The 16,682-nt window shown below is 53.0% G+C and carries 15 protein-coding genes; 1 reads left to right on the top strand and 14 read right to left on the bottom strand.

Annotated features, from left to right (window positions below; genetic code table 11):
* Positions 1-54: 54 nt before the first annotated feature.
* From MHH28_RS06150 to MHH28_RS06140, 3 genes are read right to left on the bottom strand one after another with little or no spacing between them, the layout of a single operon-like run.
* Complete coding sequence (locus MHH28_RS06150) at positions 55-1,623, bottom strand: extracellular solute-binding protein (RefSeq protein WP_405113062.1); 1,569 nt, start codon at positions 1,621-1,623, stop codon at positions 55-57.
* Positions 1,624-1,666: 43 nt separating this feature from the next.
* Positions 1,667-2,536, bottom strand: a complete 870-nt coding sequence (locus MHH28_RS06145) for a carbohydrate ABC transporter permease (protein ID WP_341185793.1) — start codon at positions 2,534-2,536, stop codon at positions 1,667-1,669.
* Between the two features lie 15 nt (positions 2,537-2,551).
* On the bottom strand, positions 2,552-3,520 hold the full coding sequence (locus tag MHH28_RS06140) for an ABC transporter permease subunit (protein ID WP_342478084.1): 969 nt from the start codon (positions 3,518-3,520) through the stop codon (positions 2,552-2,554).
* Between the two features lie 261 nt (positions 3,521-3,781).
* Between MHH28_RS06140 and MHH28_RS06135 the strand changes: the two genes are divergently transcribed.
* Positions 3,782-6,073: a helix-turn-helix transcriptional regulator gene (locus tag MHH28_RS06135; protein WP_405113059.1), complete on the top strand. Its 2,292-nt coding sequence runs from the start codon at positions 3,782-3,784 to the stop codon at positions 6,071-6,073.
* Positions 6,074-6,115: 42 nt separating this feature from the next.
* Here the strand turns inward: MHH28_RS06135 and MHH28_RS06130 are convergent, their stop codons facing one another.
* The 11 genes from MHH28_RS06130 to MHH28_RS06080 form a co-directional block, all read right to left on the bottom strand.
* Complete coding sequence (locus tag MHH28_RS06130; protein ID WP_405113057.1) at positions 6,116-6,871, bottom strand: MerR family transcriptional regulator; 756 nt, start codon at positions 6,869-6,871, stop codon at positions 6,116-6,118.
* A gap of 17 nt (positions 6,872-6,888) precedes the next feature.
* Positions 6,889-7,767 (bottom strand): type II CAAX prenyl endopeptidase Rce1 family protein, encoded by an 879-nt coding sequence (locus MHH28_RS06125; protein ID WP_405113055.1) that lies wholly within the window; start codon positions 7,765-7,767, stop codon positions 6,889-6,891.
* A 251-nt stretch (positions 7,768-8,018) separates the two neighbouring features.
* Positions 8,019-9,263 (bottom strand): MFS transporter, encoded by a 1,245-nt coding sequence (locus MHH28_RS06120; RefSeq protein ID WP_405113053.1) that lies wholly within the window; start codon positions 9,261-9,263, stop codon positions 8,019-8,021.
* A gap of 125 nt (positions 9,264-9,388) precedes the next feature.
* The gene (locus MHH28_RS06115) at positions 9,389-9,544 is read right to left on the bottom strand and encodes an N-acetylmuramoyl-L-alanine amidase (protein WP_405116871.1); all 156 of its coding nucleotides are present in this window, start codon (positions 9,542-9,544) and stop codon (positions 9,389-9,391) included.
* Positions 9,545-9,727: 183 nt separating this feature from the next.
* Positions 9,728-10,717 carry an alpha/beta fold hydrolase gene (locus tag MHH28_RS06110; protein WP_405113051.1) on the bottom strand — a complete coding sequence of 330 codons (990 nt, stop codon included), beginning with the start codon at positions 10,715-10,717 and terminating at the stop codon, positions 9,728-9,730.
* Between the two features lie 119 nt (positions 10,718-10,836).
* A complete protein-coding gene (locus MHH28_RS06105) occupies positions 10,837-12,099 on the bottom strand; it encodes a hypothetical protein (protein WP_405113049.1) in 1,263 nt (420 codons plus the stop codon).
* A gap of 14 nt (positions 12,100-12,113) precedes the next feature.
* Positions 12,114-12,923 carry a hypothetical protein gene (locus MHH28_RS06100; RefSeq protein ID WP_405113047.1) on the bottom strand — a complete coding sequence of 270 codons (810 nt, stop codon included), beginning with the start codon at positions 12,921-12,923 and terminating at the stop codon, positions 12,114-12,116.
* Complete coding sequence (locus MHH28_RS06095) at positions 12,920-13,609, bottom strand: ATP-binding cassette domain-containing protein (RefSeq protein ID WP_405113045.1); 690 nt, start codon at positions 13,607-13,609, stop codon at positions 12,920-12,922. The genes MHH28_RS06100 and MHH28_RS06095 overlap by 4 nt, the downstream gene beginning before the upstream one ends.
* Entirely contained in the window at positions 13,602-14,057 is a 456-nt protein-coding gene (locus tag MHH28_RS06090) for a GntR family transcriptional regulator (RefSeq protein WP_339225041.1), read from the bottom strand. The genes MHH28_RS06095 and MHH28_RS06090 overlap by 8 nt, the downstream gene beginning before the upstream one ends.
* A gap of 158 nt (positions 14,058-14,215) precedes the next feature.
* The gene (locus MHH28_RS06085) at positions 14,216-15,832 is read right to left on the bottom strand and encodes a bifunctional metallophosphatase/5'-nucleotidase (RefSeq protein ID WP_405113043.1); all 1,617 of its coding nucleotides are present in this window, start codon (positions 15,830-15,832) and stop codon (positions 14,216-14,218) included.
* Positions 15,833-15,854: 22 nt separating this feature from the next.
* Positions 15,855-16,682 carry a carbohydrate ABC transporter permease gene (locus MHH28_RS06080; RefSeq protein WP_405113041.1) on the bottom strand — a complete coding sequence of 276 codons (828 nt, stop codon included), beginning with the start codon at positions 16,680-16,682 and terminating at the stop codon, positions 15,855-15,857.

Below are 16,682 nucleotides of genomic sequence, written 5' to 3'. Positions count from 1 at the left end.
TACCCTGATTGTCTTGCCTGTGCTTCAGCGGTTGTTCCCTGCGTCAAGCTTCGCTCACTTGCTGCTTAATTGAATATTCTGAACGCGGTCATACGCTTCCTTGTACGTCGCGAGCAGCTTGTCTACGCCAAGATTGTTGATCTCCTCGACATATTTATCCCAGTCGGCCAGTTTGCGGGAGCCGGTCACGAACTTGGCGAAGCTCTCGTCACGGTGCTTCTTGATCGCTTGTCCGGTGATCGAGATGACTTCATTCTCCTTCTCGGTGAAGGCCGGACGCGGCTGCATGTTGGCCGGATCATACTTGACAGCCTCTTCATAAGCATGCTTCAGGTCATCCGAGAATAGGGACAGATGGGCGTTGAAGTCAATCCAAGTATAGGTTCCGCTGGTCTGAAGTCCCGTCTGCTTCCGCATCTCAATCACATCGGTATATTCCGGCTTGAACTTGATCGTCTCGCCTTCCTTCACATACGTCTCGCCTTCCACACCCCAGCTGCTGAGCGTCCGGCCTTCTTCCGAATAGAAAAAGTCCATATAACTCATGATGTCTTCGATATTCTTGGAGGTGGAAGCTACCGTCAGGCCGCCCTCCATGTAATGGAAGTAAGGGTTGAGCTGTTTGCCGCCTTCAAGACCTGCGGGGGGAGCCAGGAACTGCATATTGAATTCTGGATTCTCCTTGCGCATCGCATTATTGAAGAAGTCCACCCGGCTGATGTAATCCACGGTCACGAATGATTTGCCGGTGGAGACCATATCCTGCCACTGCTTGGTCTGCAAGGACAGGAAGTCCGGCGGAATCAGACCTTCATCATAGAACTGCTTCCACATGCCGACCATTTCCTTGTAATTATCCTCGGTAGGTCCGTAGCGCCATTCCTTGCTGTCATAATCATAGTAAGCCCCTTCGCCTGTCCCGTAATTGACCGTCATGCTGGAGTTCATCTCATCCGGGATCTGGCCATAACGGACCGACAGCGGGTAACTGTCCGGGTACTTGGTCTTCAGCGTCTTAAGGGCCGTGTGCAGCTCATCATAAGTCTTGGGAGCCTGAATGCCCTCCTTCTCAAAAACATCCTGGCGGTACATCCAGATCATGCGGTTCGTCTCCCCGAAGCCCTGGTTCGGGAACATATACATTTTGCCGTCGGCCGAGAGTGCCGCCTTCGCCTCATCCGGGTATTGCTTCATCCAGGCGGTCAGATTCGGCAGTTTATCCATGTACTCCATCAGGTCTACAAGTGCCCCCTGCTGGCCGAACTTGTTCGATTCCTTACGGTTGGGCATGTACATCAGATCCGGCAGCGCATTGGAGGCCACCGCCAGATTCAGCGCTTCAGCCAGCTTCCCGGAAGGCGTCTGCACCTCCAGGGTGGCGCCGGTCTGGTCCTTGATCCAGCCCCACACCGGCCAGTCCTTGGAATACGGAAAGGTTGGGTTGTTGTCCAGCAGTGCGGTGAAGGTATGTGCCTCCTTCGTTCCCGCAGTGGCGGCTCCAGCTTCTCCGCCCGGTGCAGCCGTGGCAGCAGGTGAGGCATTATTGTTATTGCCCCCGCTGCAGCCGCTCACCAGCATTGCCGCTGCCGCGAGGGGCAGCATTACAGACTTCCATTTGTTCATTCCTCATCTCTCCCTCAAGTAGTAGTTATGGTTCAGGGCCGGATTAGCCCTTCACTGCACCGATCATGGCGCCTTTGACAAAATACTTCTGAACAAACGGATATACCGTGAGAATCGGCAGCGTAGAGACCATAATCGTTGCATATTTAAGCGACTCTTCCACGACCTGGTTGTCTCCCCCGATTCCGGTCACATCCCCGGAGCTTGCGCTTCCCGCCAGCACCAGATTGCGGAGCAGCACCTGGAGCGGGAACAGATCCGGGGTGCGCAGATACAGCAGCGGATAGATGAAGTTATTCCACATGCCCACCGCATAAAACAGGGCAATGGTGGCGAACGAAGCCTTCGACAGCGGAATGATAATGCGCATGAATATCCCGATATCATTCAATCCGTCCATTCGCCCGGATTCCTCCAGCTCCTTGGGAATGCCGGAGAAGAAGGTCCGCATCAGAATCAGATTCCAGGTGCTGACCGCGCCCGGTAGCACCATGCCCCACACGGTGTCCACCATATCCAGGGAGCGGACCACAAGGAAGGTCGGGATCATCCCGCCGCTGAAGAACATCGTGACGACGATCAGCATGGTGAAGGTCCTGCGCAGCGCCATATCGCGGCGGGAGAGCGCATAGGCTCCGGTAGACGTAACCACCAGCGAGATCAGAGTGCCGAGCACGGTGTAGATCAGCGTGTTTTTATAGGCCGTCCAGATCTTCGGGTCTCCCAGCACCAGCTCGTACATCTTCACATTGAAGCCCTTGGGCCAGAACGAAACCGTGTTCTTGATGACATTGACATCGCTGCTCAGAGACACCGCAAGCATGTGCAGGAACGGGTAGAGCGTAATTATCACAACCACCAGCAGAAAGAACGTGCTGATCACATTAAACCAGGAAATTCTCGGTGATCTCATCACCACACCCCTCCTCTACCATAGACTTGTCTCACTGACACGGCGGCTGATGTAATTGGCGCTATAGATGAAGATCAGGCTGATGATGCCCATGAACAGGTCAATGGAGGCACCGTAGCTGAAGTTCCCCTGCTCCATCCCGACCCGGTACACATACGTGCTGATGATGTCGGCCGTATCGTAGATCGCCGGGTTCTGCATGAGGAACACCTTCTCGAAGCCAATCTCCAGCACCTTGCCGATATTCAGAATCAGCGTGATGACAATCGCCGGTGAGATGCCGGGCAGTGTAACATGCCATATTTTGCGCATCCGGCTGGCCCCGTCCATGTCGGCTGCTTCATAGAGCTGCGGATCGATTGCCGTCAATGCCGCCAGATAGATGATGGTCTCCCAGCCGATATGCTGCCAGATCTCCGACAGAACATAGATGCCCCGGAACATTCCCGGCTCATTCATGAAGTTAATCGGTCCAATCCCGAAGGTGCCCAGCAGATTATTAATCAGGCCGCCGGTCGGTGACAGGAACATAATAACCATGCTCGCCACAATGACATTTGAGATGAAATGCGGCAGATAGCTGACGGTCTGCACGAATTTTTTGAAAGCGGCCTTACGGACTTCATTCAGCAGAATCGCCAGGATCACCGGAGCCGGGAAACCGAACACCAGCTTGTACAGGCCCAGGAGCAGAGTGTTCTTCATCAGCGGCCAAAAGTCAGGATTCTCAAAAAACATCCGGTAATACTTGAACCCCACCCAGTCGCTGGCCCAGATTCCTTTAAACAGATTATAATCCTTAAACGTAATGACGAGGCCGAACATCGGTGCATACCGGAAAATCAGATAGTAGAGCAGGCACGGCAGGAACAGCAGCCATAGCGTTTTGTTATGGTTCCAGGTCCGCAGCAGACGCCCTTGACGCCGGTAAGGATCTTTCAATTCCTTTCGCAAATTGTCAGGTACTACACTCGTTTGAGCCATAGGCATTCCCCTCTTGTTCTTAATGATGCAGCTCACTTAATGTCAGCTTACTTCCCCTCTGCTTCCGGGGCTTGTCTCCGAATTATAGCGGCAACCCTTTGGAAAGCGCTATCAGCATGTTATATAACTTTTCTCCCGATCTGCATATTTCCCGGTTAAGGTGTATAAATCGGTAAAAGTGCATATTGTGCGTGTCAGCTTTGGGCCGCTATGATAGGATAAAACGATAACCAAGCGGCTGCACCTGAAGGGGGAATACCTATGAAGAGACCGCTTACCAGCCAATTTGCCCTTAGCGGCCTGTTTGTTAAGCTCATGCTCAGCTTCCTGAGTGTCATCCTGCTGCTGGCTTCATTCAATCTGTTCTCTCATCTATATCTTAGCGGGAAGGTCTATCAGGAGGTGGTCCGGCAGAACGAGCAGAGTCTGAAGCAGACGGTGGAGGGGTACGAGAATCACTTCCGGCTGACCCAGAATATGATTCTGGCGCTCACCCAGTCGGATACGTGGACGGCCAACCTGGGCATTCTCAGCCATCTGAAGGAGAACCGGCGTTACGATATTGTCAGCGAGGTGAAGTCCGATCTGATGACGCTGAACGGGAACCCTTTTCTGCATATTGAGAATTTCATTCTGTATTTCAAGGCGGAGGGATATGTGCTTGAGAAAGAGGGGCTGAGTACCGCGGCCGATATGTTCGGCAAGTATTATTACAGCGGAGAATATCCGGCGGACTTCTGGAGCACCCAGACCATGGACAACCAGTATCTGAAGGTCCTGCCCGCCGCCTCCTTCACAGAGACTACGATGAATTCCTCGCGTCCGCTGGGGCGGCTGATGCCGGTCATGATCAAGGCCATTCCTTATGAAGAGGTCTACGGCATTGTGATGCTGAACCCGCAGCGGCTGGAGCAGGCGTACGGGGATGCCGGGAAGAATCCCTTCTATATAATGGATGCGCAGAACCGGCTGCTCTTCTCCACCGCAGAGACGGAATTGCCTGCTCTGGGGGATGCCGTTACTGCAAGCTCACATGAGCGGATCGGGGACCAGTATTATTTCTATCAAAAAGGGGCGCAGACCGGCTTCACCTACGTCCGGGTCACCGAGGTTGCCGCCATCGCGAGCGGGCTGCGCGGCATGCGGCTGCTGCTCGCCGTTCTGCTCGCTGCTGCGGTACTGGTCAGCCTCCTGTTCTCCCTCCTGTTCAGCTACCGGCTGAACCAGCCGCTCCAGCGCCTGATCGCCGCGTTCGACCGCAAATCGGGCAGCGCCCCCGGCAAGGTGAGCAGCGTCAAGGAGTTCGCCATTATCGGCGACCGCCTGAGCTCGATCCTGGAGAACAACCGGTTCATTCAGAACGATCTGGCGCACAAGAATTCGCTGGTCCGCCAGTATGCGTATACCCATAAGGTTAAAAACATTCCGCTGAACGCAAGCCTTGGTGAGCTGGAGGATGCCCTGCATTCCGAGGGCCCGTATGTCTCCATCCTGTTCAAGCTCAGCTTCACCCGCCTGCCGGAGGAGCCGGAGCAGCATACGCTGGCCCTATGGCAGTTGATTCAACGCCTGTTCACCGCAGGTGAAGAAGAGAGTGTGGTGTTGCAGCCGGAGCAGGATCTGCTCTTGCTGCTGATGTTCAATCCCGGCCCGCAGAGCGGAATTCTCCAGGTGCTGGGCACGCTGCAGGAGCTGCTGGCTGAGGAACGTTCTCTCTACCTTACCATAGCGGTCAGCCCGGTATATTCAGGGGAAACCCCGTTTACCGATGCTTACCACAACCTGTCGGAGCTGCTGAAGGAACGCAGATTAAATGGAGAGACGCAGATAATCGTAGAGCCGCGGGCCTCTTCGGCCAAGGCGTTCCATCTGAGGGTCACTCACGGGGAAGAGCTGCATAATCTGCTGCAGTCCGGCAGCGAGGAGGCGGTCATCGGCTGGCTGGACCGCCAGCTGGAGCAATTGCAGAATAAGGATGCCGCTGCGGAGGATTTCCGGGCTTTTGCTGCGGGGGTTGCAGAGCAGGCAGGCAAAACAATCCAGAAGCTCAATCTGCCGGAGCTTGAAATCGGGCTGCTTGCGGCCCTGTCCGGTGAGCCGTTCGCCGTCTTCTATTCCACGCAGCAGTACAGGGACTGGCTCCAGGAGCTGGTGTCTCCAGTGCTTGCGGCGATCCGCAGCGGCTCGGAGACCCGGGACCCGGTCATCAGCTTCGTGCTGGAATATCTGGACAAGCATTACGGGGAAGACATCAATCTGAACATTGTTGCCGATAAGCTGAATCTGACCTCCGGCTATCTGTCAAGCATCTTCAAGGAGAAGACCGGCATCAACTTTAGCGAATATCTGAACACGCTGCGGATCGAGCGGGCCAAGGATCTGCTGATGAACATCGACCTGCGCATCCAGGACATCGCGCTTCAGGTCGGTTATCAGAACGTGAATTCGTTCATCCGCATGTTCAAGCGCAGCTCCGGCTTAACGCCGGGCGAGTACCGCAAGCGGGCTGGCGGGGAGAATCAGGGGCCGGCTTCGGCGTCGGGGAATAAATAAACAAGCGTGCCCCTAATGCTGGCACGCTTCATGGAACAACGATCACGGGCGGGGATCTTCCCCGCCCATATAAATACGGATGACCGCATTCATATATTGCATGACTTCGGTGGTCATTCCGTACACCCGTGCAGGCTGACCCTCCTGCGGAGTAATGTAGTCCCAATATTTCTCTATGAGCTGTTCATCTCCGCCAAACATTCTATCGGCGTATTCTATAATTGATGACGCAAGCTGCTGCGCTGCCGGTGAATCGGGCGGTTCTGCCAGCAGACCTGAGACACGCCTGAGAATATCGGCCCACTCCATAGTCAGCGGATGGCTTACATCGTTGATCGGCAACAGCTCCAGTTCCTCCGGTGAGAAATACTGCTGCCGCAGCTCTTTGCCTTGCGGAGGCTGTTCAAGCTCACGGATAAATCCAAGCATCTCATCGATATTCACTTGTTCACTTGCCCGCATGGCGTATAGGGTAGAGTACAGCAAATGCTCCACTGCCTGCAATTTCTCCTGCTGCTGCTTCACGAAGGCCATCTGCTGCGTAAGGGCCCGGCTCCAGACGGCAACATCCTGGTGAGCCTCCTCCCCGTTGTCCAGGATAATCTTAATCTCACTCAGTTTAAAATGCATGTGCTTCAGCACAGCAATCTTCTGCAGCCGTAAAATATCATTTTCACCATAAGAACGGTACTGATTGCCGGTATTCCTGTCAGGCTGGAGCAGGCCCAGCTTCTCATAATAATGCAAGGTACGGACAGACACACCGGTAAGCTTGGACAATTGCCCTACAGTATACATCGGCTTCCTCCCAACATTTACACACGCAAGCGGCGCCATCGCACCAACAGACCCAGCAGCGCCAGCAGCACAGCGCTGCCGATAATGATTATACCAAATTGAATGATAACCGGTGCTGTCCCCGCCTCCAGTTCACTGTATGTTAGTATACTCCGATCCTTCTGTAGAATAACAAACCTTGCCATTGCCAGATACGCCAGATGAAAGCCGATGGAAGCCCATAGCGATCCGGTCAAGCTGCGCCATAGCTGAAGCACTGTGCCGAAGCATAGCAGCAAAATCACATAGTCTGCGTTAATGTTATTTCCGCGGCCCTGTCCGCTCCAGGCTTGCAGCTGGTTCACAGTGACCGGCACCAGCACAAACAGCAGCACCTGAACGACATATGCAGCATAGGCAGGCAGCCGCAGCCGCAAGCCGCTGTATACCATCCCTCTCATCGTCAATTCCTCCGGCAGCGCCTCGTACAGGAAAGCAATACATGTATTGAAGACTACAGCCAGCAGCAAATCCACAGAGAAATGCCAGGCAATAATGGTAGTCCAGCCCAGCGCACCGGTAATCATAAAGCCCAGTCCCCCCATCAGCAAGGCTAACGCGCCGCCCCCCAGCAAATGCAGAAATGCAGCTGGAGTTAAGGGTAGCAGCCTGACGGTCAGCCGAAACCGGCGCTGAATGAGATAAGCGGCAGGCACAATAAGCAGCGCTGCGGTCACAGCCTGAACGGCAGCAATTGCATTGTCCGCCCCGCCGGAAGCCCGGACGGCGTTCCCGGCAACTGTAGCTGCGAACAGGCCCAGCGTCATTGCTAACCATCCAAACACTGTAATCGCCAGCCATCTGCCGGTGGGTCCCCGGCTCAAGCTGTGACTTGCAGGTGGTGTTATTTTATCCATTGTGCATCCCTCCTGCAATCATTGTAAACCCTTCAGTATACGTCAGGGTCAAGCTTGCCAAGCCATGCCATGCGCGGAGCTCTAACCTGCTTGCCTGGTATAACGACAAAAAGCCGCTAATCAGCGGCTTTTAAGGGGATATGGTTTCAGTTAAATAAGAAATTATATGTTTCACACAATAACTTATCCTTCTATTTCTCGCTGAAACGGTACCGTCCTTTAAATGGACGGCAAAGCCGTTTCCACTTGTTTTATTGTGCAGTCTGTGTCTGCTCCGGCGCCTTATGCTTCATGATGGGCAGCATCATGAGTGCGCCCAGGAGGAACAGAATTCCGGCTCCGCTGTAGATGGTACTTAGCGGAAAGGCACTCTTGAGCGCACCGGCGAACGACATGGACACCACCATCATCCCGACGAACATCGGATTCAGCACTCCGTTAACCCGGCCGACAATCGAGCTATTAGACCATCTCAGAATCATGGTACTGATCCCGATATGAATGCAAGGGAACATCAGCCCGTTCAGGAACTGTATGGTCAGCGTGAGCGGAATGCTGGTTGAGAACCCGACAATAGTGGTGCATACGGCACCAGCCAGCATCCCCATGGCCAGCAGCAGCTGAGGCGGAATTTTTTTGGCGAAAGCGGCCACAATCCCGCCCCCGATTAGCATGGCTGCACCGTTGACCATAAGCATGTATTGCAGGAACTCTTCAGTTTTGCCAAGCCGCTCTGTGACGATGAACAGATTCAGCGCCTGGGCTGCGCCCACAGCAAGTCCCGCCAGTACAAAGGCAAGTCCAAGCATCCGCAGCACCTGGCTCTGCCAGACATACCGGAAGCCTTCGGTGAAGTCCTTACGGAACTGCCCCTTCTCGGCAACTGTCCCGGCTTCCATGCGATCCTCCGGCAGACGAATAAGCACGAGCGCAGACAGCAGAAAAGCCACGCCCATTACGGCGATGGAAATCTCAAGACCGAAGGTGCTGTACACGAAAGTGCCTAACATAGGCCCGAGGACCATGAAGATGGCCATTAGCGATTGAAAGAGCGCCATCCCTTGCTGCAGCTGTTCCTCCGGCACATGGAACTTAAATAACCGCATGCTTGAAGGCTGTGAGAACTGCGACAGAATGGCCGAGATGAAGGCGACCAGATATACGGATTCCCAGGAACCGAAGTGAATGCTGAGCAGAACGGCGAATACAGATACCGCAGACAGGGAGTCACACCAGATCATCGTCCGCTTCGGCCGCCACCGGTCGGCAAAGGTTCCTCCGATGAAGGAAAAAACAAAGATAGGCGCAAATTCAGCTACACTGATCAGCGAGATCGCGTAGGGATCATTGTTGGTCCTCTCCGCAACATATAGCAGAATAGCAAAATTACGCACCCAAATCCCGATCTGCAGCAGCACACTGGATAACAGAATCGTCTGCAGGAACCGGTTACGGAACAGACTTGGTGAATTTGCGCTTTTGTCATGCTGATTCAATCCTTTAACCCCCTATTTATCGATATAATACGCTCAGCTTCTTAAGGCGGAGTTCTCCTTTCACTCTCTATATTATAAGGAGCGGACCGCAATCTTGAAAGCTATAAATGCAGGAACAGACGGGGTCAAGCGACCCGGAAATATTCCTTCAGCCCCGCTACGATAGCAGCCGCTACCCGGTTCTGGAAATCGTCGGAGAACAGGATGGCTTCCTCGGCGGCATTGGACAAGAAACCAACCTCCAGCAGCGTAGCGGGCATGTTGGAATATTTCAATACGATATATTTGTCTTAGCGGAACCAGCGTGGTTCCGTTACGGTTCCGGGCAGCGGTGTCCAGCGAATGGGAGGCCCCATTAGACTCCAATAATTGGATTAGGTTGCGAAATTGAGCATTTATAATTAGTTATATCTACGAAAAAACGGCACCCCGAGGGGCGCCGCACTATATTAATTCCAATCTCCCTACTCCGCTTGCTTCAACTGAACGGTCTTCATGTATTCCTTGAATTGCTCCGCGATTTCTTTGTACTTCGTATGGTGCAGGTAATGGGGGCCTTCCATCGGGATCAATTTACCCTGTGTAGACTGTTTCGCCTGCTCCTCATGCAGTGGAATCCACTGCTTGTTGCTCTCATTATTGGATTGCGCGAACAGCAAGACCGGCAAATCCTGCGGGTATTTCAGTTTTTCAGCATTTTTGAAATTGGAGCCAAGGTGGTCCAGCTCATTCATCAGGGTGGAGTTATTGCCGTGTACATTGGTGATCAGTTTCATCTGCTCTTTGGTATGCTCATCATAGTCAAGCGATTTAAACGAATCTCCGCTGAGCTTCGTTAGCAGCCGCATCACGCCTGAATCCTTGGCAAACTTTATGGCCTTCAGCGGCAATTTCACATCCATGCCTGGCTGATTGGGCACACTGCTGTCAATCCCTACGAAGGCTTGAACTTCGTTCGGATAAGCATTCACATAAGACACGGAGTAGAGTCCCGTAATGGAATGTCCCATCAGAATGTAACGCTTCAGACCTAGCTGCTGCACAGCTTCATGAATTTCACTGATGATATTCTCTGTCGTTCTTTCTTTATCCGTCCCATCGCTCAGGCCATAGCCGAAAGGCTCGATGGCTACGACTTTGTACGAAGGCGTCAATTGATCTATCAGCGGCTTGAAATCAAGCGCAGGCGAAGCGGTTCCTTGCCCCGGCAAGAGAACGATGGTCTGTTCCCCGCTGCCTTGAATCAGCACATTCATCTTTTTCCCGTCTACATTGACGTATTGCCCGTACGATTCGATCTTCTTCTTCTCTATTCCGGTACTGATAACATTAACAATAAAGGTGATGCCTATGAACAGCACGAGTGCTCCGATGATGCCACCTAATATTTTCAACCATAATTTCCGTTTCTTGCGTCCCTTTTCAGGTTTATTTAATTCAGCGGTTCCTGCCATGTCCATCTTCTCCTGTCTTTCTATCTGTAGATTCGCCTTAGCGGTATTAGGTAGAGTGTACCAGCTTAAGATGTCCTCATTGTGACGGGAATATGAACGGAGTATGAACTGGGGGATACTTATCGCGTAATGCTCATATTCAATAAGCTGACATCATCCAACTGGTTAACGGGTCTCCCATTGGCGTTGACCAGCGCAGGTGTACCTTTGTAGAGAATATGGCCGTCAGTTATGTCAGCGACCGCTGTAATTGGCATGCTGTAGTTCCTGCTAACATCGCTCCCGGTTTGCAGCAGCAGATACACCCGGCCGTTCGCCGCCTGGGCTTGACTGATTTTCCCCTTGCCGAGTTGGCTCGCATGTATAGTCACTTGGGGGTGAGCGATCTTGGTTGACAGGTCATAGCGGTTGAGTGTCACCGCCTCCTCAGCTATGTGAAGTGTAGTGAGCGTATCTCCCTCCAGGATATAATGAGTCCAAGGCCCCGGTGCTCGTTCTTCTTCCCTCTTGGCAGCTAGCGGCAATTCATTCACTTCTCCAGAAGCATATTGGTATTCAAAAAGTCTTTCAGAGAACACAACAGAAGTGTTGTCTGTTGCCGCTGGTGTACCATCAGTCCAGATCTTGCTGCGCTCTTTCACCAGAAATAGCACTCTGCTGTTGGCTGCTGTCTGCTTTGCTTCAGTGATGATCCGTATCTCCAGCCCGCGATCCTTTCCGGAGGGTGTGCCTAAGGGCAGTTTGACACTGCGGATCGGTGAACCCGTCTGAACATTATACACGTTATCGATTATCTCATGATCTTGGTTCACCTTGTTAACGTTAGTAAGTACATGAATTTCTGACCCAGCCTTCTGTACGTCTTCCACGCTGGCGTATTGTGCGGAATAGGGTTGCTCATCCGTATAATGGACTTGCTTTCGCGTGGCCAGATCCAGCACATCGATGCTCCAGCGAATCTTGCCCTCCTGTTTCAAGTTAGTTGAACCGATAGAAGCCGACTTGGCAAAAATGAGTGTGTCTTGATCCCGGTAATAGCCGCTCGTCCCCTTCTTCCCCCTCATAAATTCTGAAAACTCCTCATACAGCGCATTGAAATCGAAATAAGCCTGCGCCTCTGAAGGTCCTTTGTTTGTCATCCATTGATTCTTGAATGTTTGCTCAATTCTCTTGCTGCCCGATGCGGACACTTCAATAGCATAAGAGCCTTTCCCGCCCACATAGCTCCCAATCAGATTCACAGGGGCTGCTTCGGCCGAATCCCCCTCCAGTGTCTGCAACTGATATTCCGGCAGGCGCAACTCTGCCCCATAAGCATAATAAGTTCCAAGCGAAGCCACTATTAACAGAACAAGCGCGCCCGTAATCGTGTAACGTTTCACTAGTCATTCACTCCCTATACGGTGATCTTCTTCGAGACGAGCCTGAAGCCAAGCGTGAGTGTAAGGCTCATGACAACAATATAAATGCACAAACGGATGACTGTTATCTCCCGGGGATAGAAATACACATACGGATGTAGGGAGAATGCGAATCCGATTACCGCCGCGCATGAAGCAACATACAAGATTGCATAGATTATACCGGCCAGATGGTAGCTTCGCTCAAGCAATATAGCCGTAAAGATCACAAAGACAGCCAGAATCCCGGTTCCGTAATAGACGGCAAACATTAATCCGTCTGGCGGCAGCAAGTATCGCACAAACACCAGGTTAGAAGCGACCGCTTCGGCCAGCAGCGAGGGCATCCAATATTCGGAGGGAACCATCCAGTCGAATAACTGGCGTTCGAGCAGCAGCAGCAACAATTGGAATGAAACCATAGCGAAGACAAATATGAAGATTGCAGTGGCTTTGGCCATGTATACGTGGCGTCTTGCCGCCGGAAGGGTGAATAACCGGTAGGCAAACTTATCTCTGCCAGTCCAGTCACGGTACCAAATCCCAAAGACATACAACCCCAATACGATTATGCTGATCAAAATAGGTATCGTGAACAAGAACTGAGAATCTCCGATGATATCGGCAAATGAAAAGTTACGCGGATGATCTCCCAGGAGGGCTGCCTCTCTCCGCCCCGCAACTCTTAGCCGGGTAGTGTGCACCAGTCCGATCATTTGAATAGCAGCCGTCAGGAACATCAGGCTGAAGATAGCATACCTGAAGCGGTGAACTTCCAGATGGACAAGCTTGAGATATCGATTCATGGGAGAAGCACCTCCTTCATGATATCAACGACAGATTTGTTCTCCTCCATTCGGACCTGTTCGCATTCAAAACTACGGGCTACAGTTCCATCACGCAGTAACACGGCTTTGTCGATCAGATGCTCGATCTCTCTCACTTCGTGTGTCGTCAGGAGTACACCGCGGTTGCCGACCAGTTCACTGGAGAACACCTCTGCGATCCTCTCCCGGATGAACAAGTCAATCCCGGCAAAGGGCTCGTCCATAATCACATAATCGGAAGTCTGAGCCAAGCCGAGCACCAGATTGAACTTCGCAGCATTCCCCTTCGACAAGCGCCCTGCCCGTTCCTTGCCATCAAGATCGAAGAAACGCATAAGTTCGTCTGCCCTCTCCCTGTTCCAGCTGTTATAGAAGTCTTCCATGAACCGAAGTGCATCTGAGAGCTTCATGGAAGCTGGAATAGCCAAATGGTCCGGGATATAGGATATCAGTTCATAAGTATTAGGGCTAATCGGCTTGCCATCAATCTGAATGCTTCCCCCCTGAATCGGGGTAAGTCCCATTACCGTTTTGAGTACAGTGGATTTACCTGCTCCATTAACTCCGATCAGACAAGTGATCTGTCCCTTCTCGGCAGTGAATGTGACATCCTTAAGGACCTCCCTGGTTCTGTACCGTTGGCTAACATGCATAAGTTCAATCAAGATTCGTTCCTCCTCTTCCATCATCAACGGAGTCTCCCGGGGGATTCTGGCTGATTTCCGTTTGTGCCTCGGTATATTTCTGTTGAACCACATTCAACAGCTCGTCAAGAGGAACATCGATGTTGCGAATGGAAGCCACGAAGGCCTCAACGGCTGTACCGAGCAGCTCCGCACGAATTTGCCTTAATACATCCAGTTCCAGAGTGACGCGGCTTGGGGAGTTCCCCTCCGTTATAATCAATCGCTGATCCTCCATTTCTTTATAGGCCCGCTGAGCCGTATTCGGGTTGATCTTTAACAGTGCTGCCAGCTCTCTTCTGGACGGTATGGTTTGCCCGGACTGAATAACGCCGGTTACGATCTTCTCTTTGAAAAGGCGAACGACTTGAGAATAGACAGGATCACGGCTATTGAAGGAGATGCCGGACCAATCGTTGACTGTGTTCAAAATTGACACCCCTTATACTTGCAAGTGTGTGTATTAAGTGGTTCATACACTACAAAGTGTATTATGCAGTTAATACATCGGATTGTCAATAGCTGGTTAATTACTGAAGTGGGGTAAACACAAATAGACCCCTCATTGAATCCATGAGGGGCCTGCTCCTATTTCAAATCCATTCCAACAATAGACCAGTTATGATCGACCTCTGGTATGATCGTCTGACGCTCCCGGATGTAATGGACCAGCATATCGCGGACGCTGCAGTCCGACTCCCAGTGCTTCACGGCGCTGACCAGTCCCGAGGCCTTCAACAGGCTGCTGTACCGGTAATTGTTGACAGCAAGCTGCAACGTATCTGTATCGGTAAGCGGCCTGCCCCGGTAGGCCAGGTGGATGATCCGCTTGCCTACCGGCTTCGAAATGTCAATCTGATAATCGACCCCGGCGAACATATCGTAGAGGTAGCTCGGCACCTCGGGATCGGCGGCAATATTCGTGTCCCCCGGCTGCCACTGCCGGAAATGGGCAGCCGAAGCTTCCATATAAGCCTTCAGCTCCTTGCCGGTGACCGTGACGACATACAGCACATTGTCAAAAGGATAAATGCGGTACACATCGGCATACGTCAGCGGTCCCTGCTTCAGATCCGCCTTGTCGTTGAACAAGCTGGTAGCGGCAACATCCGCTCCGCTGGCCTCCAGCATGGCCCGCTGGATCAGGGTAATGACCGCCGTATCCTGCACTCGTCCCGCCGGCAGGCCGGCGGTCTCTTCAGGGGGCTGAAAGCCGGCGGCCGCATAGCCCAGAATGCCGCCCTCTCCCTCTATCGAAGGACCTCCGCCGCCTTCGGCGATGAACCGGAGGGTCTCTTCATGCGCTTCTGCCACCAGACTGCAGAGTTCCGGGTCGGGCTCCCAGCCGCTCATATCCACAACCGTGACCTCCCGGTTCACGACCTTGGGCTGTCCGCCGTTCAGCTCCAGCGTCAGGTCGAAGCGAATGACTTCCCGCCCCCGGTCCCGCGGTCCACCAATGACAGTATTTCCTATACGCTGGTTCACGGTAATATGCATATGCCCGACCAGCAGCACATCTGCTTCAGGCACAAGCTCTGCAATCCGTCCGGCAGCATCCGAGCCGCCCTCTTCATCGAACTCTGCTACCATGCCTGCATGGGCGCTGATCACAATCAGGTCCGCCTTCCCTTCCGCCCGGAGGGAGGCGGCAATCGCCTGTGCGGTCCCGGCCATATGGCCGAACCTTAGGCCCTCAACCTTATTCCCATCCCAGCGCGGAATGTTGGGATTCGTCAGTCCGATGACCGCAATCCGGATGCCGTGCTGCTCAAGAATCACATACGGCTCTGCAAAGGGCCGGCCTTCCGTATCCCAGACATTCGCAGCCAGCACCGGGAAGTTCAGCTCCTGCCTGATTCGCTCAATCAGGCCAAGGCCGAAGTTAAACTCATGGTTGCCCAGCGTCATCGCGGCATAGCCCATGGCATTCAGCGCTGTCGCGACCGGATGCCTGTCATCCGGCCGCTTATTGTAGACATCGTCAGTCAGCATATTCCCCTGGAATACGTCACCGTTATCAATCAGCAGAACCTCGGTTCCGCTCTCTCTAAGCTCCCGGACGTAAGCGGCTACTCTGGCGAGTCCGTCATTGGCTGTATCCAGGCCGTCTTCGTAACGGTAGCCCCACAGATTGCCGTGAACATCCGAGGTAGCGATAATCACGATCTTGCACAGCTCCCGGTTTGCTTCCGGTTCCATCATATCCTTCCCCCTTCTCTTTTCTCTATTTCAGAATTGCCCCTGCGGTGAAGCTCTTCTCCATCTGGTCGCTGAACAGCACATAAGCGAGCAGAATCGGCAGCGTGGAGATGACCATCGCTGCGGCCAGCGGTCCCCAGCTAATGCTGTACTGGCCGCTGAAGTTCATCAGCCCGAGCGGCAGCGTCCGCAGCGATTCCTTCTGGATGAAGGTTGCCGCCATCAGCAGCTCATTCCACACGGCGAGGAACACGAAGATCGCAACCGAGGCAAGCGGCGGCTTCAGCAGCGGCAGCACGACCTTGAAGAAGGACTTCACCACCCCGCAGCCGTCGATGAACGCGGCCTCCTCCAGCTCCTTCGGCATACTCCGCAGGAACGCCGATAGCATATATACGCCGATCGGCAGATTCACAGCAATGTACGGCAGTATAATCGACAGCCGGGAGCTGAGAATGCCGAGATTCTTCAGGATTATGAACAGCGGAATCAGCGTCGCATGAATCGGCACCATGACCCCCATGAGCAGAATGAACAGAATCAGTCCGTTATATTTGAATCTCATCCGTGTCAGCGCATAAGCCATCATCGAAGCGAACAGCAGCACAAAAAAGAGGGTAATCAGCGTAACTGACACACTGTTGAAAAAGTATTGATTCACCTTGGCGCTTACCCAGGCCTCTGAGAAATTGCTAAACCGCCATTCTGTGGGGAGCGCCCAAACCACTCCGCCGATAATCTCCGAATTATCCTTAAAGGCACTTACCACAAGCCAGTAGAGCGGGAACAACTGGAGGACGGCAATGAGGCCCATCAGCAGATAGAGGCCTGTGTTTTTGGTAGTCTTCAGCAT

Source organism: Paenibacillus sp. FSL K6-1217 (genome assembly GCF_045040735.1).
GTDB lineage: Bacteria > Bacillota > Bacilli > Paenibacillales > Paenibacillaceae > Paenibacillus_AQ.
The sequence above is the reverse complement of the archived record's forward strand: the minus strand, read 5'-3'. Positions and strand labels throughout refer to the sequence as shown.

Bases quoted from the DNA above. Each gene is read 5' to 3' on its own strand.
- MHH28_RS06150 (WP_405113062.1), bottom strand. From the start codon at position 1,623: ATGAACAAATGGAAGTCTGTAATGCTGCCCCTCGCGGCAGCGGCAATG.
- MHH28_RS06145 (WP_341185793.1), bottom strand. From the start codon at position 2,536: ATGAGATCACCGAGAATTTCCTGGTTTAATGTGATCAGCACGTTCTTT.
- MHH28_RS06140 (WP_342478084.1), bottom strand. From the start codon at position 3,520: ATGGCTCAAACGAGTGTAGTACCTGACAATTTGCGAAAGGAATTGAAA.
- MHH28_RS06135 (WP_405113059.1), top strand. From the start codon at position 3,782: ATGAAGAGACCGCTTACCAGCCAATTTGCCCTTAGCGGCCTGTTTGTT.
- MHH28_RS06130 (WP_405113057.1), bottom strand. From the start codon at position 6,871: ATGTATACTGTAGGGCAATTGTCCAAGCTTACCGGTGTGTCTGTCCGT.
- MHH28_RS06125 (WP_405113055.1), bottom strand. From the start codon at position 7,767: ATGGATAAAATAACACCACCTGCAAGTCACAGCTTGAGCCGGGGACCC.
- MHH28_RS06110 (WP_405113051.1), bottom strand. From the start codon at position 10,717: ATGGCAGGAACCGCTGAATTAAATAAACCTGAAAAGGGACGCAAGAAA.
- MHH28_RS06100 (WP_405113047.1), bottom strand. From the start codon at position 12,923: ATGAATCGATATCTCAAGCTTGTCCATCTGGAAGTTCACCGCTTCAGG.
- MHH28_RS06085 (WP_405113043.1), bottom strand. From the start codon at position 15,832: ATGATGGAACCGGAAGCAAACCGGGAGCTGTGCAAGATCGTGATTATC.
- MHH28_RS06080 (WP_405113041.1), bottom strand. From the start codon at position 16,682: ATGCTGAAGACTACCAAAAACACAGGCCTCTATCTGCTGATGGGCCTC.